19 protein-coding genes and 1 tRNA gene are annotated in these 21,554 nt (G+C 69.7%); 16 read left to right on the top strand and 4 right to left on the bottom strand.

Annotated features, from left to right (window positions below; all coding sequences use genetic code 11):
* Positions 1-3 precede the first annotated feature (3 nt).
* From J4H91_RS04405 to J4H91_RS04415, 3 genes are all read left to right on the top strand, one after another.
* Complete coding sequence (locus J4H91_RS04405) at positions 4-1,470, top strand: purine-cytosine permease family protein (RefSeq protein ID WP_243752601.1); 1,467 nt, start codon at positions 4-6, stop codon at positions 1,468-1,470.
* A 50-nt stretch (positions 1,471-1,520) separates the two neighbouring features.
* The gene (locus tag J4H91_RS04410) at positions 1,521-2,090 is read left to right on the top strand and encodes a cysteine hydrolase family protein (protein WP_208045079.1); all 570 of its coding nucleotides are present in this window, start codon (positions 1,521-1,523) and stop codon (positions 2,088-2,090) included.
* A gap of 131 nt (positions 2,091-2,221) precedes the next feature.
* On the top strand, positions 2,222-3,262 hold the full coding sequence (locus J4H91_RS04415; RefSeq protein ID WP_208045039.1) for an alcohol dehydrogenase catalytic domain-containing protein: 1,041 nt from the start codon (positions 2,222-2,224) through the stop codon (positions 3,260-3,262).
* 138 nt (positions 3,263-3,400) lie between these two features.
* Here the strand turns inward: J4H91_RS04415 and J4H91_RS04420 are convergent, their stop codons facing one another.
* The gene (locus J4H91_RS04420; protein ID WP_208045040.1) at positions 3,401-3,991 is read right to left on the bottom strand and encodes a UbiX family flavin prenyltransferase; all 591 of its coding nucleotides are present in this window, start codon (positions 3,989-3,991) and stop codon (positions 3,401-3,403) included.
* Between the two features lie 282 nt (positions 3,992-4,273).
* Here J4H91_RS04420 and J4H91_RS04425 point away from each other — a divergent pair, with 282 nt between their 5' ends.
* From J4H91_RS04425 to J4H91_RS04470, 10 genes are all read left to right on the top strand, one after another.
* Positions 4,274-5,497 carry an amidohydrolase family protein gene (locus tag J4H91_RS04425; RefSeq protein ID WP_208045041.1) on the top strand — a complete coding sequence of 408 codons (1,224 nt, stop codon included), beginning with the start codon at positions 4,274-4,276 and terminating at the stop codon, positions 5,495-5,497.
* Between the two features lie 3 nt (positions 5,498-5,500).
* A complete protein-coding gene (locus J4H91_RS04430; protein WP_208045042.1) occupies positions 5,501-6,280 on the top strand; it encodes an IclR family transcriptional regulator in 780 nt (259 codons plus the stop codon).
* Positions 6,273-8,012 carry a urocanate hydratase gene (locus tag J4H91_RS04435; protein WP_208045043.1) on the top strand — a complete coding sequence of 580 codons (1,740 nt, stop codon included), beginning with the start codon at positions 6,273-6,275 and terminating at the stop codon, positions 8,010-8,012. Before J4H91_RS04430 ends, J4H91_RS04435 begins: the two co-directional genes overlap by 8 nt.
* On the top strand, positions 8,005-9,111 hold the full coding sequence (locus J4H91_RS04440) for an S-methyl thiohydantoin desulfurase domain-containing protein (protein WP_208045044.1): 1,107 nt from the start codon (positions 8,005-8,007) through the stop codon (positions 9,109-9,111). Before J4H91_RS04435 ends, J4H91_RS04440 begins: the two co-directional genes overlap by 8 nt.
* A complete protein-coding gene (locus tag J4H91_RS04445; protein WP_243752603.1) occupies positions 9,092-10,360 on the top strand; it encodes a M20 family metallo-hydrolase in 1,269 nt (422 codons plus the stop codon). The genes J4H91_RS04440 and J4H91_RS04445 overlap by 20 nt, the downstream gene beginning before the upstream one ends.
* Positions 10,360-11,844, top strand: coding sequence for a UbiD family decarboxylase (locus J4H91_RS04450; protein ID WP_208045045.1), 1,485 nt, complete (start codon positions 10,360-10,362; stop codon positions 11,842-11,844). Before J4H91_RS04445 ends, J4H91_RS04450 begins: the two co-directional genes overlap by 1 nt.
* Positions 11,845-12,032: 188 nt before the next feature.
* A complete protein-coding gene (locus J4H91_RS04455; protein WP_208045046.1) occupies positions 12,033-12,812 on the top strand; it encodes an ABC transporter permease in 780 nt (259 codons plus the stop codon).
* Entirely contained in the window at positions 12,809-13,666 is an 858-nt protein-coding gene (locus J4H91_RS04460) for an ABC transporter permease (RefSeq protein ID WP_208045047.1), read from the top strand. The genes J4H91_RS04455 and J4H91_RS04460 overlap by 4 nt, the downstream gene beginning before the upstream one ends.
* Complete coding sequence (locus J4H91_RS04465) at positions 13,663-14,451, top strand: ABC transporter ATP-binding protein (RefSeq protein WP_208045048.1); 789 nt, start codon at positions 13,663-13,665, stop codon at positions 14,449-14,451. The genes J4H91_RS04460 and J4H91_RS04465 overlap by 4 nt, the downstream gene beginning before the upstream one ends.
* 55 nt (positions 14,452-14,506) lie before the next feature.
* Entirely contained in the window at positions 14,507-15,499 is a 993-nt protein-coding gene (locus J4H91_RS04470) for an ABC transporter substrate-binding protein (protein ID WP_208045049.1), read from the top strand.
* A gap of 91 nt (positions 15,500-15,590) precedes the next feature.
* Here J4H91_RS04470 and trpS read toward each other — a convergent pair whose 3' ends face one another.
* From trpS to J4H91_RS04485, 3 genes are all read right to left on the bottom strand, one after another.
* A complete protein-coding gene (gene trpS, locus J4H91_RS04475; protein ID WP_208045050.1) occupies positions 15,591-16,610 on the bottom strand; it encodes a tryptophan--tRNA ligase in 1,020 nt (339 codons plus the stop codon).
* Positions 16,611-16,790: 180 nt separating this feature from the next.
* A complete protein-coding gene (locus tag J4H91_RS04480; RefSeq protein ID WP_208045051.1) occupies positions 16,791-17,660 on the bottom strand; it encodes an exodeoxyribonuclease III in 870 nt (289 codons plus the stop codon).
* Positions 17,661-17,749: 89 nt separating this feature from the next.
* Positions 17,750-18,628: an exodeoxyribonuclease III gene (locus tag J4H91_RS04485; RefSeq protein ID WP_208045052.1), complete on the bottom strand. Its 879-nt coding sequence runs from the start codon at positions 18,626-18,628 to the stop codon at positions 17,750-17,752.
* A 351-nt stretch (positions 18,629-18,979) separates the two neighbouring features.
* Between J4H91_RS04485 and J4H91_RS04490 the strand changes: the two genes are divergently transcribed.
* From J4H91_RS04490 to J4H91_RS04500, 3 genes are all read left to right on the top strand, one after another.
* Positions 18,980-20,479 (top strand): hypothetical protein, encoded by a 1,500-nt coding sequence (locus tag J4H91_RS04490; protein WP_208045053.1) that lies wholly within the window; start codon positions 18,980-18,982, stop codon positions 20,477-20,479.
* A 163-nt stretch (positions 20,480-20,642) separates the two neighbouring features.
* Positions 20,643-20,734: transfer RNA gene (locus J4H91_RS04495), tRNA-Ser, on the top strand.
* 317 nt (positions 20,735-21,051) lie between these two features.
* Entirely contained in the window at positions 21,052-21,546 is a 495-nt protein-coding gene (locus tag J4H91_RS04500) for a DUF6328 family protein (protein WP_208045054.1), read from the top strand.
* Positions 21,547-21,554 lie beyond the last annotated feature (8 nt).

The following is a 21,554-nucleotide window of genomic DNA, read 5'->3' on the forward strand; positions in this document are numbered from 1 at the left end:
GCCATGTCAGATCGTCCGCACGCGGGGCCGGAGCGCCCCGCCTCCCCGCTCGTCGAGCGCACCGGTATCGAGATCGTGCCGGAATCCGATCGCACGGCCCGCCCGCGCGATCTCTTCTGGCCGTGGTTCGCCGCGAACGTCTCGGTCTTCGGCATGTCCTACGGCTCCTTCGTGCTCGGCTTCGGCATCTCGTTCTGGCAGGCGACGCTCGTGTCGGTCATCGGCATCGTCGTCTCCTTCCTGCTGTGCGGTCTCATCGCGATCGCGGGGAAGCGCGGCTCGGCGCCCACGATGGTGCTCTCCCGCGCGGCGTTCGGCGTGCACGGGCAGAAGGTGCCCGGCATCGTCTCGTGGCTCACCTCGATCGGCTGGGAGACCTTCCTCGCGATCATGGCCGTGCTCGCGACGGCGACCGTCATCTCCCGGCTCGGCGGCGACGGCGACAGCGTGCTCCTCAAGATCGCCGCGACGGTGATCGTCGCGGCGCTCATCGTGACGGCTTCCGTGCTGGGCTATCACACGATCATGAAGCTGCAGTCGGTGCTCACCTGGATCACGGGTGCGGTGACGATCCTCTACATCGTGCTCGCGATTCCGCACATCGACCTCGGCGCGGTGCTCGCGCTGCCCTCCGGCACGATCGGTCAGGTCGTCGGCGCGCTCGTCATGGTCATGACGGGATTCGGGCTGGGCTGGATCAACATCGCCGCCGACTGGTCTCGCTATCAGAGGCGCACCGCCTCGGACGGGGCGATCGTCGCCTGGAACACGATCGGCGGCTCCGTCGCGCCCGTGCTGCTCGTCGTCTTCGGCCTGCTCCTCGGCGGCTCCGACCCCGCACTCGCCGAGGGCATCGCCGCCGATCCCATCGGAGCACTCGAGACCCTGCTGCCGGTCTGGGTCCTGGTCCCGTTCCTGCTCACCGCGGTGCTGGCGCTCGTCTCCGGTGCGGTGCTCGGCATCTACTCTTCGGGGCTCACGCTGCTGAGCCTCGGTATCCGCATCCCGCGGCCGAGCGCCGCCGCGATCGACGGACTGATCCTCACCTTCGGTACCGTCTGGGTCGTGTTCTGGGCGCAGGACTTCCTCGGCCCCTTCCAGAGCTTCCTCATCACGCTCGGCGTTCCGCTGGCCTCATGGGCGGGCATCCTCATCGCCGACATCCTCCGGCGGCGCAGGGACTACGACGAGGACGCCCTGTTCGACCCGCGCGGCCGCTACGGCGCCTGGGACTGGACCTCGATCGGCACCCTCGTCGTCGCCTCGATCGTGGGCTGGGGCTTCGTGGTCAACGGCTTCGCGGAGGACGCGGCCTGGAACAACTGGCAGGGATACCTCCTCGGCATCGTCGGGGGTCGCGAGGGCGACTGGGCCTACGCGAACCTCGGCGTCTTCTTCGCGCTCGTCCTGTCGTTCCTCGTCACCTGGTTCGCCCGCGCGGGCAGGATCCGGCAGCAGGAGGCGTCGTGAGCGAGACGGCGGAGGCCGGCGCCGCGGACGGTGCCCCGGCGGAGGTCGGCATGGGCGACGCGGCGAGGGATCCCTCACCCTGGCTCGTGGTGATCGACCCGCAGGCGATCTTCGCGGCGTCAGATTCCGAATGGGGATCGCCGTTCTTCGACGCGGCATTCGCGAACATCCGCCGACTCGCCGCCGCCGCGGAGGACCGCGTGCTCGTCACCCGCTGGCTCCCCACCGCCGATCGCACGACGAGCTGGGGCGACTACTTCGCGGCGTGGCCCTTCGCCGACCGACCCGCCGACGACGCCCTCTTCGACCTCGTGCCCGAGGCCGCCGGGCTCTCACCGCACCCGACGATCGACCTGCCGACCTTCGGCAAGTGGGGCTCCGCGATCGAACGCATCGTGGGCGGTAGACCCGTCGTGCTCGCCGGTGTCTCGACCGACTGCTGCGTGATCTCGACGGCGCTCGCCGGGGCCGACGCCGGGGCGCGGATCACGGTCGCGGTCGACGCGTGCGCGGGGTCGACGGCCGAGAACCACGCGGCGGCGGTGCGGGTCATGGGGCTCTACCCGCCGCAGATCGCCCTCGCCGACACCTCCGACTGCGTCGAGGTGCTGCGAGGCTGAGAGCGCGCCGTCTCTCTCCTCGAAGGCCCTGCCACCGCCGCTGACGCGGGAGTAGCCTGGGGGGCGGGACGCCCATCCGACGCCCCGATCCGCGTGGCCGCGCACGCCGCGGCCGGAATGAGGAGGCAGCAATGCGCGCAGTGACGTACGTCAAGAACGACACGGTCGAGATCCTCGACAAGCCCGTGCCCGAGATCCAGCCGGACGAGGTGCTGCTGCGAGTCGGCGGCGCCGGGCTCTGCCACTCCGACATCGCGATCATCGGCATGGGCGATGACAACCCGCTCATCGGTGGCACACTCGGACACGAGGTGGCAGGCACGGTCGAGAAGATCGGCGATGACGTGCGGGGCTGGCAGGCGGGCGACGGGGCGATCGTCGCGCTCATCCTCTGCTGCGGCCAGTGCCGCGAGTGCCTCGCGGGCCGCGACAACCAATGCGAGACCGTCTATCCCAGGAGCGCGCTCGCGCCGCTGTCGCCCGGTATCGGCAGCCCCGGCGGCATGGCCGACTACATCGCGGTGCGCGCGCATCACCTGCTGCCCCTGGGCGGCCTCGACCCCGTGGCGGCCGCCCCGCTCGCGGACGCGGCGCTCACCCCGCTGCACGCGATCAACACCGTGCGCGACCGGATGGTCGGCGACGCGACGGTCGTGACGATCGGCCTCGGCGGCCTCGGCCACATGGCGCTGCAGATCCTCGCGGCGACGACCGGTGCGCGCCTCATCGCGCTCGACACCGACCCCGAGAAGCTCGCCTTCGCCGAGAAGCACGGTGCCGACCTGGTGCTGCCGAGCGACGGCAGCGCGGCGGCGCGCATCCTCGAGGAGACCCGCGGGGTCGGTGCCGACGTCGTGTTCGACTTCGTCGGCGTTCAGCCCACGGTCGACCTCGCCCTCTCCGTGGTGCGCGGCGGGGGTGCGATCCGCTTCGTCGGCCTCGGCAACGGCGAGTTCGAGTACGTCGCGGGCAGCGGCACCCCGCTGCCCTGGGGCGTGAACATCGAGCGGGCGTACGGCGGCACCCGCGGAGAGCTGTTGCAGGCGCTCGCCCTCGCCCGGGCCGGCAAGATCGGCGTCGAGGTCGTGCGCTATTCCCTCGACGACGCCGTGCAGGCCTTCGATGACCTGCACCACGGGCGCGTGCAGGGCCGCGCCGTGCTCGTACCGTAGCCCGCGTTTCCCTCGGGAAGTGCGCTCTCGAGATACGGATCTCGCAGCTCGGTTCGCGAATTCCCGTGTGAGATCCGTATCTCGGCGGGGTTCTGACGCAGGCCTTGGGTGCTTGCGGCACGAACCCGCGCTAGCGGATCAGGCTGATCCGGGCGGACGCTTGAGCGAGAGATCCTCGCCCCAGCGCGGCAGCGCGGAGGTCTCAACGCCGGCGTGATCGAGCAGCCTCGCGGCCATCGAGGTGAACAACTCATCGAGGCTCTGCGGCAGGGTGTAGAAGGCCGGACTCATGGGCACGACGAACGCACCGGCTTCGGCCACCGCGAGGGCGTTGCGCAGGTGGATCGGCGACAGGGGAGATTCCCGCAGCGCGAGCACCAGCCGACGGCGCTCCTTGAGCGCGACGTCGGCTGCCCTGCTGATGAGCGTGTCGCCGGTGCCGTTCGCCACGGTGCCGAGGGTTCGTGCGCTGCAGGGAACGACGAGGGTCGCGTCGGTGCGGTAGGAGCCGCTCGCGATCTCGCACGCGAGATCGCGGTTGCTGTGGGTGTAGGAGGCCAGCGGCTTCAGATCGCCCTCGGTCATCCCGGTCTCGTGCTTGAGATTCACGAGCCCCCAGGAGCTGATGACGAGGTGGGTTTCGACGCTCTCCTCGCGCGCGAGTTCGAGCGCGCGCACCGCGACTGAGGATCCGGATGCTCCGGTGATTCCGATGACGAGTCGCGGCACGGGGATCCTTTCAGTCGTCCCTCGTCATCCTACGAAACGAGAAGCCGGGGTGCGATGCGTTCTCGTGGCGCGAGAATGACTTGTCCGAGGCGAAGAGGGCGTTTCTAAGATGTGCGTATGCGTTCATCGGCGACACGATCCTCTCTCCTGGTCCGCGGACGGGTGCGCTTCCCCGACGGGACCTGGAGGCGCGGGCAGGTGAGCTCCGGGGGCGGGTGCATCCTCGCGGTCGAACCGGTCACTGAGAGTCTCGATGATTCTCGTGATGCGAGAATCATCGACGTGGGGGAATCCTACGTGCTGCCCGGTGCCGTGGACGCTCACGTGCACTCGCTGTCGCACCGCAACGAGGGGATCGCGGCATCGACCTCCGCAGCCGCGGCCGGAGGGGTGACCACGGTGATCGAGATGCCCTTCGACCACTCGGGGCCGATCAACTCGCTCGACCGGTTGCGTGCGAAGCAGGATCTCGCCGACGCCGAAGCCGTCGTCGATATCGCGCTGCTCGGCACCCTCGATCCCGCCGGCGGCTGGACGCGGGCGGAGGAACTCGCCGAGGGCGGCGTCGTGGGGTTCAAAGCCTCGCTCTTCGACACCGACGCCTTCCGGTTCCCCCGCACCTCCGACCGGCAACTGCTCGACGTCATGGCCGCCACGCGCGACGTCGGGCGCACGCTGTGCGTGCACGTCGAGAACAACGAGATCATCAAGGCGCTGCTCGACGAAGAGCGCAGCGCGGACGCCGCCGATCCGCAGTCCCACTCCCGCTCGCGCCCGCCGGTCAGCGAGACGCTCGGGGTGCTGACCGCGATGGAGGTGGCGGCGAACACCGGCTCGCGGCTGCACCTGTGCCACCTGTCGCTGCCTCGGAGCGTCGAGCTCGCGAGCTGGTACCGCGGTCAGGGCGCCGACATCACACTCGAGACCTGTCCCCACTACCTCACCTTCGTGCAGGACGACCTCGACCGTCTGAGGGGGCATCTCAAGATCAATCCGCCGTTGCGCACCGCCGGTGACCGCGAGGGGCTCTGGGCCCGGCTCGGCGGCGGCGAGATCCCGGTCATCACCTCGGACCACGCCCCCTGGCCGCGCGAGCTGAAGGAGCGGGAGATGATGCTCGACAACAGCTCGGGTGCGCCCGGCGTCCAGAACATCGTGCCCGTGATCCTCGGCGGCGCGCTGCGGCGCGACCCGAGCATGGGGCTCTTCGAACGCGCCCTGGACGCGCTCACCCGAGGCCCCGCCGCCCGTTACGGAATCGACCATCGCAAGGGATCGCTCGAACCCGGCAAGGATGCCGACATCATGGTGTTCTCGCCCGACGAGGGCGCCGAGATCGAACTCGGCGCGCAGCTCTCGAATGCGGGTTGGACACCGTACGCCGGGTACCGGCCGGGAGGCCGCATCACGCACACGATATCCCGGGGCGAGCTCGTCTTCGACGAAGCGCTGGGGCTGTCGGGGCGGCCCGGACGCGGCGAACTGCTGGAACACTCGGATCGGTAGCCCATGGCCGAATCACGCCGGCCGGTCGGCCAGTACCAGTCGCTCCAACGGGGGCTCCAGATCCTGCAGATCGTGCAGGACAGGGGCCGGATGCTGATCTCCGAGGTGAGCGAGGAGCTCGGGATCCCGCTCTCCACCGTCTACCGCTACGCGACCGTGCTCAAGCAGTCGGGCTTCGCGCTGGAGATCGACGGATACCTCATTCCGGGCGAGCGGCTGACCGAGCACTCGGAGCACTCGCCGCACCTCGTGAGCCTCGCGAGCACGGTGCTGAAGCGGCTGCGGGTCGAGTCCGGCATGTCGGCGGTGCTCGCGGTGCGGGTGAACATCACCGCGATGTGCCTCGCCGCGGAACTCGCCCACCCGAGGCACCGGGTGTCCTTCTCCCCCGGGGTGGTGCGGAGCCTCTACGCCGGAGCGACGGCGCTGCCGCTGCTCGCGCACGCGCCGGATCGGGTGGTGCGGGAACTGCTCGAGACCGAGCTGCGCCCCTACACCAACGCGACGCTCACTCCCGAGATCGTCGCGCCGTACCTCGAGCAGGTGCGCAGGGAGGGGTTCGCCGTCTCGTACGGGCAGGTCACCCCGGGTATGACGGGCGTCGGGGTGCCTGTGCTGCTCGACGGCAAGTGCCTGTGCTCGCTCTCGCTCGTGGGCGGCGAGTACCTCGGCACGGACGGGCTCGACCAGGCGGTGACCCTGCTGAAGCAGGGCGCGACCGAGCTCGTCGCCCGGCTTCCGACGAATACGAGAAACGAGATATGGGTGGGCAGCAATGACTGAGACGAGCACGATCCTCGCCCGCGGCGGCGAGCGGATCCGAGCGGGCCGGGGCACCGCGCTGCGCGCGAGGAACTGGCGGGCCGAGGCCCTGCTGCGCATGTTCGAGAACGTGCTCGAGGTGGGGGAGCGGCCCGAGGCTCTCATCGTGTACGCCTCGCTCGGCAAGGCCGCCCGCAACTGGGACGAGGCGTGCCGGATCGTGGAGGCGCTGCTCGTGCTGGAGGAGGACGAGACGCTCGTGCTGCAGACCGGGGCCGCTGTCGGCGTGATGCGCACGCGCGAGGCGTCGCCCATGGTGCTCTCGGCGGTGAACAACACGGTCGGCCGCTGGGCCGGCAGCGACCGCTTCTACGAGCGGGCCCGAGCCGGGCAGACGATCTGGGGCGGTCTCACGGCGGCCGCCTGGCAGTACATCGGGCGCCAGGGCGTGCTCGGCGGCACCTACGAGCTGCTGCGAGTGATCGCGAATCGCCACTTCGGCGGCGAGGCCCCGGAGAATCTCGCGCGCCGCTGGATGCTCACCGCGGGCATGGGCGGCATGGGATCGGCGCAGCCGATCAGCGCGAGCATGCTGGGGCTCAGCTCGATCACCGTGGAGATCGACCCCGCCAAGGCGCGCAAGCTGCTGGCCGCGGGCGGCATCGACGTGCTCGTGGACGACCCCGACGAGGCCGCGAATGCGCTGTTCGCCGCACTCGAAGCCGGAGAGATGATCCACGTCGGGCTGCTCGGCAACGCGGCCGAGGCCTTCGAGCACTACGAGCGCCGGGGCCTCGTGCCGGATATCGTCACGGACCAGACCGCCGCCCACGACCCCCGGTACGGCTATGCGCCCGTCGGCTACGGGGCGGACGAGTGGATCGCCCTCCGAGAGGAGCAGCCCGAGCGGATCGAGCGGGAGGCCCGGGCGTCGATCGCCCGGCAGGTGAACGCGATCCTCGGCATGGCGGAGCGGGGGTCGGTCGCCTTCGAGAACGGCAACAACCTGCGCGTGCAGGCCGTCGAGCATCTGGGCGAGGAGAGCGCCGAGCGCGTCTACCGGATCCCGGGCTTCATGGAGGCCTACCTGCGCCCGCTCTTCGCCCGCGGCATCGGCCCCTTCCGGTGGGTCTGCCTGTCGGGCGATATCGAGGATCAGCGCATCATCGACGAACTCGCCGCGAGTCTCTTCCCCGAGCGTCCCGAGATCGCGCGATGGATCGGCCTGGCGCGCGAGCGCATCCCGCAGCAGGGGCTGCCCGCGCGATCCTGCTGGCTCGGCCACGGCGAGCGATCCCGTCTCGCCCGGGCGGTCAACGAACTGGTCGCGAGCGGCGAGCTGAGCGCCCCCGTGCTCTTCAGCAGGGATCACCTGGATTCGGCCGGGATGACGCATCCGAGGATCGGCACCGAGGGGATGCGGGACGGCTCCGACGGGGTGACCGACTGGCCGCTGCTGGACGCGATGCTGCTGTCGACGGCGGGTGCCGACCTCGTCGCGATTCACTCGGGAGGCGGCGGGTACGCCGGCTGGATGCAGTCGGCGGGCGTGTCGATAGTCGCCGACGGCAGGCCGGAGACGGCCGAGCGCCTGACCCTTGCGCTCGACCTCGACAGCGGCCTGGGGGTGCTGCGCCACGCGCAGGCCGGATACGAAGAAGCCAGAGGATCGGCGTCGCAGGGCGGGGAGACCGGTGACGCGCCGATCCGCTGGCTCGGCGCGTCGTGCACAGGAGAGGAAGATCATGCGTGAGCTGACGAGAGACGACGCCCGCGCCGCAGTGCGCGGCGGCGGGGTGCTGGCCTGCGGCGGAGGCGGCTGGAAGCACCACGGAGAGCTGATGGGCGAGATGGCGACTGGGATCAACCGGCCGGTGCTCGCCTCGATCGACGAGCTGCCGGAGGACACGATGGTCGCGACGGTGACCGCGATCGGCGCCCCGGCGTCGCGCGACTGGGAGATCCGCCCTGTCGACTACGTGCACGCGCTGCAGACCCTGATCGAGCACACGGGCGTGAAGATCGGGGCGGTGATGACCGCGCAGAACGGCTACTCGACGACGCTCAACGGCTGGATCCAGTCGTCGATGCTCGGGGTGAAGGTGCTCGACGCCGCAGGAGACGTGCGAGCCCACCCGACCGGCAAGCTCGGTTCGCTGGGCCTCGAGGAGCGCGAGGGATACGTCTCCACTCAGGTCGTGAGCGGTGGCAACCGCGAGCTGCACGGGCACTTCCGCTCGATCAACGAGGGCCGCATCAACACCTGCGATGATGTGCTGCGCGACATCTCGGTGCGCACCGGGGGCTTCATCGCCGCCGCGCGCAACCCGGTCGAGCTCGGCTGGGTGCGTGACAACGCGGCGCACGGCGCGATCTCGCTCGCGATCGATCTCGGGCACGCCATGATCGAGGCGGATCGCGGAGACGGCCTCGTAGAGACGGTGGCGCGGCGGCTCGGCGGGACCCTCCTGGATCGGGGTCCGCTGCGGATCGAGCGGGGCCTCGAGACCTTCGGAGGGTGGGATCGCGGCACGTTCCGGGTGGGGGATCACTCGATCGCCTATCTCAACGAGTACATGACGGTCGACCGGGCGGGTGAGCGAGTGGCCACCTACCCCGACACGATCGTGCTCGTCGACGTCGAGGCCGGCGAGGGCGTCGCAGTGAAGGACGTCGGCGAGGGCGGCCGCGACACCGCGCTCATCGTCGTGCCGGCGAGCCGCCTCCCGGTGTCGTCCTCGGCCATCGACCGCACGGGCCTCGCGGAGTGCGAGCAGATCATGGGCGTCGAGTTCCTCGGGCACCTCGATCCGCGCCTCGAGGGAGGCAGCAATGGCTATGTCGGCGTCTGACCCGCAGCTCATCCCCAGGGCCGGGAGGGTCCGGGCGGACCTCGACGAGCTCGCGCGACTGGTCGAGGACGACCGTCCCGGCTGGACCAGACGGGCCTTCTCAGAGCCCTACCGGGAGCAGCGCGAGTTCATGCTGGGCAAGATGCGCGGGATCGGCCTCGAGGCCCGGATCGATCCGGCAGGCAACGTGATCGGGGTGCTTCCCGGCCGCAACCGTTCTCTGCCGCCGCTCATGACGGGTTCGCACACCGATACCGTGCACGGCGGTGGGCGCTACGACGGCATCGTCGGGGTGCTCGGGGCGCTCGAGACCGCTCGGCTGTTCTCCGAGCAGGGCATCCAGCTGGAGCGAGACCTCATCGTCATCGATTTCTACGGCGAGGAGGCGAACAACTTCGGCGTCTCCTGCGTGGGATCGCGCTCGATCTCCGGCCGGCTGCTCGCCGAGCACCTCGACCGGGTCGACGCCGATACGGGCATCAGCCTCGGCGAGACGATGCTGCGGCGCGGGCTCGACCCCGATCGGGCGGTGCGCGGCGCGTGGCGACCCGGATCGCTGCACGGATACGTCGAACTGCACATCGAGCAGGGGCCGAAGCTCGAGCGGAGCGGGTCGAAGATCGGCGTGGTGACGGCCATCGCGGGGATCGAACGGCTGCTCGCGAGATTCTCGGGCCGCCCGGATCACGCCGGGACCATGCCGATGGAGGAGCGCCGGGACGCGCTGATCGCCGCCGCCGAGGCGATCCTGCTGGTCGAGCGCGAGGGCTGCGGCGCCCCGATCCACGGGGTGTCGACGACGGGGCGGATCGAGTCGAGTCCCGGGTCGTTCAACGTGGTGCCCGGCGACGCAGCGATCTGGGCGGAGATGCGCAGCGTCGACGCGGAGTGGCTCGACGGCGCGAAGGGCCGCCTGGCGAGGGACATCGCCGAACTCGCTGCGAAGCGGGGCGTCGACACCGCGATCGAGTGGCTCAACGACCAGGAGCCCGTGCACGCGGCCCGGAGCGTGCAGGATCGGATCGCAGGGGCGGCCGACGCGCTCGGCGTCTCGTGGGAGTCGATCCCGTCGGGCGCCGGGCACGACGCCGCACACCTCGCCGACCTCGGACCGATGGGCATGGTCTTCATCCCCTCGGTCGGCGGGCGCAGCCACGTACCGGAGGAGTTCACCGAGATGGAGGACGTCGAACTCGGGATCGGCGTGCTGGCGCACACGCTGCTCGGCATGGACCGGGAGCGCCGCTGATGCCGGCCACGGCGAACGATCTGCGCGGGTACCTCGCGGAGGTCGAGCGCTCCGGGCGGCTCAGGCGCATCGACCTGCCCGTCGACGCGAGGAGCGAGGTCGGGCCCGTGCTGAGCCGTGCCGAGATGTCGGGGCCGATCCTGCTATCCGACGTCGGAGGCGCCCGCGTTCTCGGCAACCTGCTCACCACCCGCGACGAGATCGCGGCGGTGATCGGCGTACCCGGGCAGCCGGAGCTGGTCTCCGAGCGCCTGCTCGAGGCGATCCGCGCCCCTGTGCCGCCGAGGGAGGTCGAGAGCGGGCCCGGCGATGCCGTGGTGACGGACGACGTGGATCTTCGCGCGCTCCCGATCCCCGAGTTCTTCTCGCGCGAGTCCGGGGCTTACATCACCGGCGGCATCATCTGCGTGACCGACGTGGTCACCGGCGAGCGCAACCTCTCGTATGCGCGGTTCAAGATACTGGGGGAGCGCACGGCCATGCTGGGCGTCTCGCCCAATCATCATCTGGGGCGGATGGCTGCTCGTGCGAGGGAGGCCGGTCGGTCGCTCCCGATCGCGGTCGTGCTCGGCGTCCATCCCGCTCTGACACTCGCCGCATGCCTCTACCTCGGTTTCGGCGACGACGAGATGGAGGTGGCCGGCGCCCTGCTCGGCGAGGCCGTCGACGTGCGTCCGGTATGCGACGGCAGCGTCTGGGCGCCCTCGCACGCGGAGATCGTGCTCGAGGGCGAGGTGGTACCGGGCGAGTTCGTCGAGGAGGGGCTCGTCTCCGAGTTCCACGGGCGCTATCACGACTACGGGGCCGGGCTGCTCACGAGGTTCACCGGCATGCGCACCCGGGAGGATCCGGTCCTGCCGGTGGTCGTGCCCGGGCTGCACCGGGAGCACCTCATCCTCGCCTCGGTTCCCATCGCCGCCGGGCTTCTCGATCAGCTGCGCCGCATCGAGCCGGGGGTGCGCGAGGTGGCGGTCCCCGACTCCGGTGCCGGGCGTACGAGCGCCGTGGTCTCGGTCGAGAACCTGCCGCCCGGCCGTGCGAAGCAACTCATGTTCGCGTGCTGGGCGGCCGTGCCGCTCATCAAGCAGGTCGTGGTGGTCGACGCCGAGATCGATCCGTGGAACGAGGAGGCGGTGGCCTGGGCCAGGCTCACCCACGCGCGCCCGGAGCGCGATTTCCTGATCGTGCCCGGTGCCCGCACGGATCGGAGCGATCCCCAGGTGCGGGACTTCCAGGTGGGCAAACTCGGGGTCGACGCGACCGCGAAAGCGGGTGACCGGGCCGAGGGGTGGGAGTTCGCCAGATTCCCCGACGGTGCTCTCGAGCGGGCCGATGAGATCCTCCGGGCGGCGGGTATCGAGGGGGTGCGATCCCCCGTCAATCAGGGCGTCTCGTACGGGCTCGGCGAGCGGGATCGTTTTCGCGCGAGGCGTGAATATGACGCCGCACGACAGTCTGATTCTCGCAACATGAGAACTTGTTGAGAGACGACGAGACGCGTTCCTAGCATGCTGACTATGGCAATGAAGGCATCGGCGCGAGCGACTCCGCAAGGGGTGGCGACACCGCTCGCCCGAGATATTTCTCAGGATATGAGAATCGATCGGCGGCAGCCGGCCCGGGCCATCGGCCCGGCCCGCTGTGCCGCTCGCGGCTCGAGAAGGGATCCGGCATGGAACTGAGCTTCCGCGAACGGATGCTGTGGGGCGCGGCCGGCATCGCCGGCCTGCTCGCGATCATGCAGCTCTCCGTGATGACGGGGCTGGTCTCCTCGAACGCGATGCCGACCGCGGTGGGGATGCTCGCCGCGTTCGCGAACCTCGTCGTGTCCCAGACCTTCCTCGCCGCTCTCCTCGCCACGCTGGTCGCCTCGGTGCTGGCGTTCCTGCTCGCCTCGGTCGTGGGCATCCCGCTGGGGGTGATCCTCGGGACCAGTCGCACCGCTGAAAAGGCGGTCTCCGGACTCGTGGAGACGCTCCGACCCGTTCCCGCGATCGCGCTGATGCCCATCGCGATCCTCAGCCTCGGCATCGGCCTCGAGATGAAGGTCGCGCTTGCGGCGCTCGCCTCGCTCTGGCCGGTGCTCATCAGCACGATCGCGGGCGTCAGGGACACCGACAGCATGATGGTGCGGGCGGGGCGCAGCTTCACCTGGAGCGGCCTCAAGATCATGCGCAGGATCCAGCTCCCCGCGGCGCTCCCGTTCATCATCTCGGGCGCCCGCCAGTCCGTCTCACTCGCGCTCGTGATCGTCGTGACCCTCGAGCTGCTGGGCGCGCGCGAGGGCATCGGCGACATCATCCGGCAGTACGGCGCGGCGGGCCGTGTCGACTACGTGTTCGCCGGCGTCCTCGCGACGGGGCTCCTGGGGCTCGCGCTGCACGCGGTGCTCGGCCGCGTCGAGCGCCGCCTCATGCACTGGGCGCCCCAGTACCGGAAGGCCTCGAAATGACCACGGAGACCCAGGTGATCGCGGCCCAGGCCGCGCAGGCCGGACGGCGCGGGCGCGGCAGGGGAAAGCTCGGCAGATTCGCGATCCGGCTCCCCGCCCTCGTACTCGCCATCCTGCTCTGGCAGGTGGTGGCGACGGTGTTCGATACACCGTTCTTCCCGCCCTTCCTCGACATCCTCGCCCGTTTCCGAGCCGACTGGCTCTCGGGGCCTCCGTCGCAGCTGTTCCTGAGCGACGCCTTCATCACCAACGCGCTGCCCACGATCACGCGGCTCGCCGCCGGATGGCTCATCGGCGTACTCGTGGGAGTGCTGATCGGCTCGCTGATCGCGCGCCTGCCGCGGGTGGGCGCAGCTCTCGAACCGCTCGTGCGCTTCGGCATGTCGCTTCCCGCTCCGGCACTCCTGCCGCTCGCGATCGCGTTCTTCGGGCTCGATGCCGGAGGGAAGATCTTCTTCATCGCTCTCGGCGCGGTGTGGCCCGTGATCGTCGGCACGGCGGCCGGGTTGCGCGGCGCCGACCCCGTCGCGATCGCGAGCGCCCGCTCGCTCACCCTGCCCGCGGCGACCCTCTTCCTGAAGGTGAGGATCCCGCTCGCTTCCCCGCAGATCATGTCCGGCCTCCGCGTGAGCGTGAACGCCGCCGTGCTGCTCATCATCGTGGCCGAGCTCTACGCCACCACCACCGGCATCGGGTTCATGATCGTGAACTCGCAGCGCAACTTCGACATCCTCGGCACCTGGTCGGGCATCTTCCTGCTGGCCCTGCTCGGCATCGTGTGCAACGGACTGTTCGTGCTCGTCGAACGACGTGTGATGCGCTGGCAGATCATCCCTCGAGAGGCACAGAAATGAATGACATCGTGATCGAGGTCCAGCACCTCGGCTTCAAGTACCCGAGCGCTCCGAAGCCGACTCTCGGCGACATCGACTTCTCGGTCGCCCGCGGGGAGTTCGTGTCGGTCGTCGGCCCCTCTGGGGCCGGCAAGACCACGCTCCTCAACTGCATCAGCGGCCTGACGCGGCCCACGAGCGGCCGCGTGCTCGTCGAGGGCGAGGCGATCACCGCGCCCAGCAGCAAGATCGGCATCGTCTTCCAGGACTACAGCCGCTCCCTCTTTCCCTGGCTCACCGCCGAGAAGAACGTGGCCCTCCCGCTCGGATCGCGCGGCCTGAGCGCCGAGGAGATCCGGAACCGGGTGAGCGGGGCGCTCGCCTCGGTCGGACTCGGAGGGCAGGAGAAGAAGTACCCCTGGGAGATGTCGGGCGGCATGCAGCAGCGCGTCGCGATCGCCCGCGCGCTGGCCCTGGAGCCGCACGTGCTCATCATGGACGAGCCGATGGCCTCGGTCGACGCGCAGACGCGCTCGGACCTCGAGGATCTCGTGCTGGGCATCTGGGCCGAGCGAGGGGTGACGGTGATCCTCGTCACGCACGACATCGACGAGGCGGTCTACATGTCGGATCGCGTCGTGATCCTGTCCACTCCGCCGACCGCGGTCCACGACGTCATGGAGGTCGGCCTCGCCCGGCCCCGCCACCAGCTCGAGACGAAGGACGATCCCGACTTCGGGCACCTGCGCTCGCGGCTGTTCACCGCTATCCGAGAACTCCGAGAGTTCTCCGCGGCCAAGCCATGACCCTGCGCCGCTCCACACCGCCGACCACCATTCCACACCACAGGGAGACACCCGCATGAACACACTGAAGTCGCGCAAGATGAGCGGAGCGCTCGCGCTCGTGCTGGGCGCAGGACTCGCGCTGGCCGGTTGCAGCAACGCCGCCGATATCAGCGAACCCGTCGAGGACGCACCGAGCGACGGAGAGCTCTTCGAACTCACGGTCGCCACCCTTCCCATCGGCGACCTCGGAGCCTACTTCTACGCCGAGGACAACGGTATCTTCGAGAAGCACGGCCTCGATATCACGACGGAGACGGCGACCGGCGGCTCCGCGGCGATCGCCGCCATGGTCGCGGGCGACTACGACATCGTCTACTCGGGAGCCGACGGCGCCATCAAGGCCTTCGAGAGCGGATTGCCCGTGCGCGTCATCTCGGGGGCGAACCTCAACCAGCCCGAGGGCGAGAAGGATTCGACTGGCCTGATCGCAGCGCCGGGAATCGCGTCGGTCGAGGACATCGCCGGCACCGCGATCGGCACGAACGCCCTCGGCAACATCAACCAGGTCTACACCCAGGAGTACCTCTCCGAGAACGGCGTGACCGACTTCGAGGTCGTCGAGATCCCCTTCCCCGAGCAGGTGGCCGCGCTCAACAGCGGCCAGATCTCGGCCTCGCTGCTGCCTGAACCCTTCGCGTCGCAGGCGATAGCCGAGGGGGCGACGGTGCTCGGCTACCCGTACCGCACCGGTGCCGACCAGTCGAATCTCGTGGGCGTCTATGTGTCGACCGAGCAGACGATCGAGAGCGAGGCGGAGGCCGTCGAGGCGTTCGTCGCCGCGATGACGGAGGCCTCGGAAGCGGCGAACGACAAGGCGAACCGCGACGCGCTCATCGAGTCGATCCTCTCGCACACCAAGCTCTCGGGCGAGGTCGCGAACGCGATGGTGTTCGTGCACTTCACCACGGAAGCCGAGGCGCCGCAGCTGCAGGCGACGGCCGACCTGCTCACCAAGTTCGGGGTCTTCCCCGGTGAGGTGGACGTCGCGGGCCTCATCGCCGAGTAGGAGGCGGTGAGCGGGTAGCTCTCCGTGTTCCTCGTGCGGCCCGATGCAGTAACGCGCCGAGATACGGGCGACCGGCGCCCCGGGCACCGCGCTACCGGATCAGCCCGATGCGCTCGTAGACGAGGTCGAGCGTGCGGTTCGCCACCTCGTTCGCGCGCTCCGCCGCGCCCGCGAGCAGACGGTCGAGCTCAGCGCGGTCGCCCAGCAGCTCCTCGGTGCGTTCGCGCACGGGCGCGAAGGTGCTTTCGACGACCTCGACGAGCCCCTTCTTGAGGTCGCCGTAGCCGCGCCCCGCGTACTCGTCGGCGACCGACTCCACAGTGCGGCCCGTGAGCACCGCGTAGATGGTGAGCAGGTTCGATACGCCGGGCTTCGCCTCGCGATCGAAGCGGATCTCCCCGTCGGCATCGGTGACCGCGCGCATGATCTTCTTCTTGGTGACGTTCGCGGGGTCCAGTACCTTGATGAGGCCCGCCTCGGTCTCGGCCGACTTCGACATCTTCGAGGTGGGATCCTGCAGGTCGTAGATCTTCGCGGTGCCCTGCTGGATCTGCGCCTCGGGCACTACGAAGGTCTCGCCGAAGCGCGAGTTGAAGCGGCCCGCGAGGTCGCGCGTCAGCTCGATGTGCTGGCGCTGATCCTCGCCGACGGGCACGTTCGCGGCCTGGTAGAGCAGGATGTCGGCCGCCATCAGCACCGGGTACGTGAAGAGCCCGACCGAGGTGGCGTCGGAGCCGTAGCGCTGCGACTTGTCCTTGAACTGCGTCATGCGTCCGGCCTCGCCGAAGCCGGTGATGGTGTTGAGCACCCACGCCAGCTCGGCGTGGGCGGGCACCTGCGACTGCACGAACAGCGTCGACTTCGCGGGGTCGATGCCGGCGGCGATGTACTGCGCAGCGGTGCGGCGGGTGCGCTCGGCGAGTTCCGAGGGATCCTGCGGCACGGTGATGGCGTGCAGGTTCACGACGCAGAAGAACGCGTCGTACTCCTCCTGCATCTTCGTCCACTGGCTGAGCGCGCCGATGTAGTTGCCGAGGTGCAGGGAGTCGCTCGACGGCTGCATACCCGAGAACAGGACGGGTTTCGCGGATGAACTGGTGGTTTCGGTCATGGTGTGGCTTTCCTTGCCTTACAAACGAGAACGGAGTCGGCGACTACCGGAGAAGTGAACGGAGCGGGGGCGCATTCGGCTCGCGCCGCTTGGCCGGGTCTGGCGGGAGCGGCCGCGCGAAGCGCCGGCCGCGGATGGATGAGCGGCGCGAGCCGAATGCGCCCCCGCTCCCTCGCGGAATCAGATCCGGTAGTCGACGATGACGGGCGCGTGATCCGACCAGCGGGCGTCGTACGACGGGTAGCGGTCGACGCGGTAGTCGACGACGCGCTCGCCGAGAGCGGGGGTGACGACGTGGTAGTCGATGCGCCAGCCGGTGTCGTTGTCGAAGGCCTGGCCGCGGTTCGACCACCAGGTGTAGGGGCCGTCGACCTCGCCCGCGAAGCGGCGGCCCACGTCGATCCAGCCGTGGCCGGGGCCTTCGCTGCCGTCGACGCCGACGATGTTCGCGCCGCGCTCGCCGAAGAAGCGGTCGAAGTAGGCGCGCTCGCGGGGCAGGAAGCCCGAGCGCTTCACGTTGCCGCGCCAGTTCTTGATGTCGAACTCGCGGTGGCCGACATTGAAATCGCCGACGATGGTGACGAAGTCGCGCTCGTCGATGAGCTCGTCCATGCGCGCGCCCATCGCGTCGAGGAACGCCCACTTGGCGTCCTGCCGCGGGGTGTCGACCTCACCGGAATGGGTGTAGTTGCTGATGACGGTGAGGGATCCCTCGCCGAATGCGAAGTCGGCCTCGAGCCAGCGACCCGACGACTGGATGGTCTCCTGCGCATCGAGGGCACCGAGGCCGATGCGGTGCGCGATGGCGGGTTCGCGGCTGAGGATCGCGACGCCTGCGCGGCCCTTGATCTGACAGGGATCGTGCAGCACGTGCCAGCCGCCGTCGTCGGCAGCGGCGATGAGCTTGGCGATGTCGGCGTCGGCGGCGCGCACCTCCTGCAGCGCGACCACGTCGGCGCCAGAAGCGTCGAGCCAGTCGCCCATGCCCTTGCGGAAGGCGGCACGGATGCCGTTCACGTTGACGGATGCGACGCGCAGGAAGTCAGACATGCCCCAAGTCTAAGGTTTTCTCACCGAACAATGCTCGTGAAGGGGAGGGTGCAGGGCGCTATCCGGCCCCACCCGGAGAACCATGCGACTCAGAACACCATGGGGCGGTCGTACTCGTCCTCGAAGGTGCCGCCGAGCAGCGAGGGATCGATGTCGGCGACGACGGGCACGTGATCGCTGGGCGCGTCGCCCTTGCGCTCATCGCGCTCGATCGAGGCGCCGGTGACGGCATCGGCGAAGGCGCGGGAGCCCATGATGAAGTCGATGCGCATGCCCTGGTTCTTGGGGAAGCGGCCGGCCTTGTAATCCCAGAAGGTGTAGCCGTCGGGCACGATCGGACGCACGACGTCCTCCACGACGGAGGAGAAGGAGGCGAACATCGAGCGCTCCTCGGGCGAGATGTGCGTCGACTGGCCCGGGACGAACGAAGGATCGCCCATGTCGCCTTCGAGCGGCGCGATGTTCCAGTCGCCCATGAGGGCGAGCGGCAGGTCGGGATCCTCGTCGAGCCAGGCCTCGGCGTTGCCGCGGAGCGCTTCGAGCCACTGCAGCTTGTAGGCGAAGTGGGGATCGTCGAGCGAGCGGCCGTTGGGTACGTAGAGGCTCCACAGCCGCAGGTCGCCGACGGTGACGCCGAGCGCGCGCGCCTCGAGCGGCAGGCCGTTCGGGCCGACCCCCTGCACGTCCTCCTGGCCCTTGACGGGCTTGCCGAAGCCGGGCATCCCCTCGAAGGCGCGGGCCACGTCGGTCATCTCGTGCCGGCTCGCGAAGGCGACGCCGTTCCACTGGTTGAGGCCGTGGATCTCGAGCTGGTAGCCGGCCTGCTCGAACGCCTCGACCGGGAACTGATCGGGTCGGCACTTGATCTCCTGCATCGCGAGGACGTCGATGTCCTCTCGCACGAGCCAGTCGACGACGCGGCCGAATCGGGTGCGGATCGAGTTGACGTTCCAGGTGGCGATGCGCATGGAGCCAGCCTATCGCCAGGGATCGGGGCTCCTCGGCAGGCCTTCTTGCCGTGTGCCGGCGGCCGTGGACGAGCGGTGACGCTCTTGTGCGGAATCCGCACTCGGCGTGGGGCTGCGTGAGGAATACGCACGCGGCTCGGCCCGAGGTCGGGGTGGGGAGCGGGCCGTTCGGTTTCGCGGGAAGAGCAGGGTCGCGCGGGCCTCGGATCCCTCGCGGAACAATACGCAATTCCCCCGGTTCTGCCGCGAATTCCCCAGATCTAGCCTGCGAAAAGGGCCAGATGAAAGTCACGCGGTGATGGATGGGGAACGGCTCGAGTCGTGCCGTGTGCGCCCGGAGAAGAGAATGCCATGTTTGCACGCAGTCGGGGCGACGGCAACGGTGCCGCGCTCCGCATGCCGCGCGGTCGCACATTGATCGCGCTCCTCGGCGCAGCCGCGCTGATACTCGGACCAGGTGCGATGGCCGCCCAGGCAACCGAGCCCGATCCCGCACAGCAAGCGGTAGCCGCGCAGGAGCCGGCGCCCGCGCCCGCGCCGGAACCCGCCCCGGCCCCCGAGCCGCCTCCCGCCCCGGAACCTCCCCCGGCTCCGGCTCCGGAACCGCCGCCTGCTCCCGAACCTCCTCCCGCGCCTGCGCCCGAGCCGCCGCCCGCGCCGGCACCCGAACCCGCTCCGGCTCCCGAGCCTGCACCCGCGCCCGAACCCGAGCCCGCGGCGGAACCCGAGCCCGAGGCGGAGCCCGCTACCGCGCCGGAGGAGGCCGCACCCGAGCCCTCGGAGGCGGAGTCGCCGACCGTCGCTGCGAAGCAGGACGCGAACTCCGACGAGAAGGGCAAGAAGCCCGATCACGAGAAGATCACGATCTGCCATGCGACGGGCGCCGAGAACCACTGGACCAACCCGACGATCGACAAGCACGCGATTTTCACGCAGGGCCATGATCAGCATCAGGGCATGCGCGATATCATCCCGCCGTTCGAGCTGGATGGCGTTCCCTACCCGGGCCTGAACTGGGATGAGGAAGGCCAGGCGATCTGGGCCAATGGCTGTGTGAAGACGACCCCGCCGCCCGAGCCGGGCACCCCGCAGATCTCCGTGCCGGGATTCGACTGCGTGCCGGTCGAGGGAGAGATCCCCGAGATGGTCGCCGTGACGGTGACCGGCTGGACCGAGGGGAACTACACCCTGACGATCTCGAAGGACGGCACCGCGTGGTTGCAGTCGACGCAGGTGATGGGCAACGGCGTGTATGCGCTGCCGCTCGACGGTCTCGGCGACTACACCGTGATCATCGGGCACGGCGACAAGATCGACGACGCCCTCGGCTTCTTCATCGAGAACTGCGACGAGCCGGTGCCGCCGGATCCCGTGGTCGTGGTGGAGGTTCCGCCCTGCACGGTGCCGGGCGGTGAACCCGCCGCCTCGGTGACGGCGGTGCTCTCGGAGCTCGAGGCATATGCGACGTATGACGTCGTGGTCACGGGACCGAAGGGCGTCACGCTCCAGACCAGTGTCTCCGGGGGTGAGGGATCCGCGGAGGTGATGGTGCCGCTGAGCGGGGTCGGCGAATATACGCTCACGCTGAGCAACGGTGACTACGAGAGCAGCTGGGGCTTCTCGGTCGGGGCGTGCCCGCCCGTTCCGCCCCCGCCTCCGGTCCCGCCGGTTCCGCCGACCGTGGTGACGACCTCGGTGGTCGCTCCGGTACCCCCGGCGCCGAGGCCGGCCAAGACGCTCGCCGTCACCGGTTCGGGTTCGCTCGATCCGATGCTGGGAGCGGCAGGGTTCATCGTACTCGCGGGCAGCGCCATGCTGCTGGGTGCACGACGGCTCCGCGCGCACCGCTGAGCGCGACTGCATCCCCTTGCGCCGACTACGCCCGCTCCGCCCGAGTACGTCCGGACAGAGCGGGCGTAGTCGGGCAGAGCGGGTGCGGCTGGCAAGTGGGGGAGCCGTCCGATTTCCCGCGCGGGGGATCGGTCGGTTAGAATGGACGACGTTGTTCGCGTATGGAGACGTGCCGGAGCGGCCGAACGGACTTCACTGCTAATGAAGGGTCGGGGTTAAACTCGACCGGGGGTTCAAATCCCCCCGTCTCCGCCAGACGAACAACATTCGGAAGCCCTCGCCTCGGCGGGGGCTTCCGTCATTCCCGCCGGACCCTGCCCCGCCATCCGAGCGCAATGACGCAGTAGATAGGGAGTGGGCACGCCGCTAGCCCCCACTACTGCAACATCGCGCGAAGCGAGTGCCCGCCTGTCAAGCCCTGAGACGGTCGGCGAGGGATCCGCTACCCTCGGAGCACGCGGCGCAGCTGCGGCGAGATGACGCGCTCGACGGTCGACGACGGCCCCGCGTGCGAGCGCACGTGAGAGTGCTGAGAGTGAGGCGCAGTGATCGAGAGCAGTGGCGGAGGAGCCGTGGATGAAGACGCGCTGAGCGACGACGGCCGCGACGAGACCCCGAACGAGCGAGCCGACCGCAACTGGCTCGAGATCCTGCAGGAGCTGCGCGTCGCGCAGACCGGCACGCAGGTGCTCGCCGGATTTCTGCTCGCGGTCGCCTTCCAGCCCCGCTTCACCGAGCTCGAACCGTCTCAGCGCGCCTTCTACCTGGTGCTCGTGGGCATCGCGGGGGTGTCGACCGTGCTCGGCCTCGCCCCCGTCGGTCTGCACCGCGTCTTCTTCGGCAGGCAGAGGAAGGGCGAGACGGTGCGCATCGGCAACCGGCTGCTCGCGCTGCAACTGGTCGCGGTGGCGGCGCTCGCCGCCGGGGTCACGTGCTTCGTCTTCGACTTCGTGCTCGGCCACATGGCTGGCGGCATCGCGCTCGTCGGGGGCCTCGTCCTCGCGCTGGCGCTGCTGGTCGTGATCCCGCGGCTCGCCCTGCGGCGGAGCCGATCCGAGGGGGAGTGAGGGATCCC

It is taken from the genome of Leucobacter ruminantium (assembly GCF_017565705.1).
Taxonomy (GTDB): domain Bacteria; phylum Actinomycetota; class Actinomycetes; order Actinomycetales; family Microbacteriaceae; genus Leucobacter; species Leucobacter ruminantium.

Excerpts from the sequence above, each read along its gene's own strand:
- J4H91_RS04405 (WP_243752601.1), top strand. The coding sequence starts at position 4 with ATGTCAGATCGTCCGCACGCGGGGCCGGAGCGCCCCGCCTCCCCGCTC.
- J4H91_RS04410 (WP_208045079.1), top strand. The coding sequence starts at position 1,521 with ATGGGCGACGCGGCGAGGGATCCCTCACCCTGGCTCGTGGTGATCGAC.
- J4H91_RS04415 (WP_208045039.1), top strand. The coding sequence starts at position 2,222 with ATGCGCGCAGTGACGTACGTCAAGAACGACACGGTCGAGATCCTCGAC.
- J4H91_RS04430 (WP_208045042.1), top strand. The coding sequence starts at position 5,501 with ATGGCCGAATCACGCCGGCCGGTCGGCCAGTACCAGTCGCTCCAACGG.
- J4H91_RS04435 (WP_208045043.1), top strand. The coding sequence starts at position 6,273 with ATGACTGAGACGAGCACGATCCTCGCCCGCGGCGGCGAGCGGATCCGA.
- J4H91_RS04440 (WP_208045044.1), top strand. The coding sequence starts at position 8,005 with ATGCGTGAGCTGACGAGAGACGACGCCCGCGCCGCAGTGCGCGGCGGC.
- J4H91_RS04445 (WP_243752603.1), top strand. The coding sequence starts at position 9,092 with ATGGCTATGTCGGCGTCTGACCCGCAGCTCATCCCCAGGGCCGGGAGG.
- J4H91_RS04450 (WP_208045045.1), top strand. The coding sequence starts at position 10,360 with ATGCCGGCCACGGCGAACGATCTGCGCGGGTACCTCGCGGAGGTCGAG.
- J4H91_RS04455 (WP_208045046.1), top strand. The coding sequence starts at position 12,033 with ATGGAACTGAGCTTCCGCGAACGGATGCTGTGGGGCGCGGCCGGCATC.
- J4H91_RS04460 (WP_208045047.1), top strand. The coding sequence starts at position 12,809 with ATGACCACGGAGACCCAGGTGATCGCGGCCCAGGCCGCGCAGGCCGGA.
- J4H91_RS04465 (WP_208045048.1), top strand. The coding sequence starts at position 13,663 with ATGAATGACATCGTGATCGAGGTCCAGCACCTCGGCTTCAAGTACCCG.
- J4H91_RS04470 (WP_208045049.1), top strand. The coding sequence starts at position 14,507 with ATGAACACACTGAAGTCGCGCAAGATGAGCGGAGCGCTCGCGCTCGTG.
- trpS (WP_208045050.1), bottom strand. The coding sequence starts at position 16,610 with ATGACCGAAACCACCAGTTCATCCGCGAAACCCGTCCTGTTCTCGGGT.
- J4H91_RS04480 (WP_208045051.1), bottom strand. The coding sequence starts at position 17,660 with ATGTCTGACTTCCTGCGCGTCGCATCCGTCAACGTGAACGGCATCCGT.
- J4H91_RS04485 (WP_208045052.1), bottom strand. The coding sequence starts at position 18,628 with ATGCGCATCGCCACCTGGAACGTCAACTCGATCCGCACCCGATTCGGC.
- J4H91_RS04490 (WP_208045053.1), top strand. The coding sequence starts at position 18,980 with ATGTTTGCACGCAGTCGGGGCGACGGCAACGGTGCCGCGCTCCGCATG.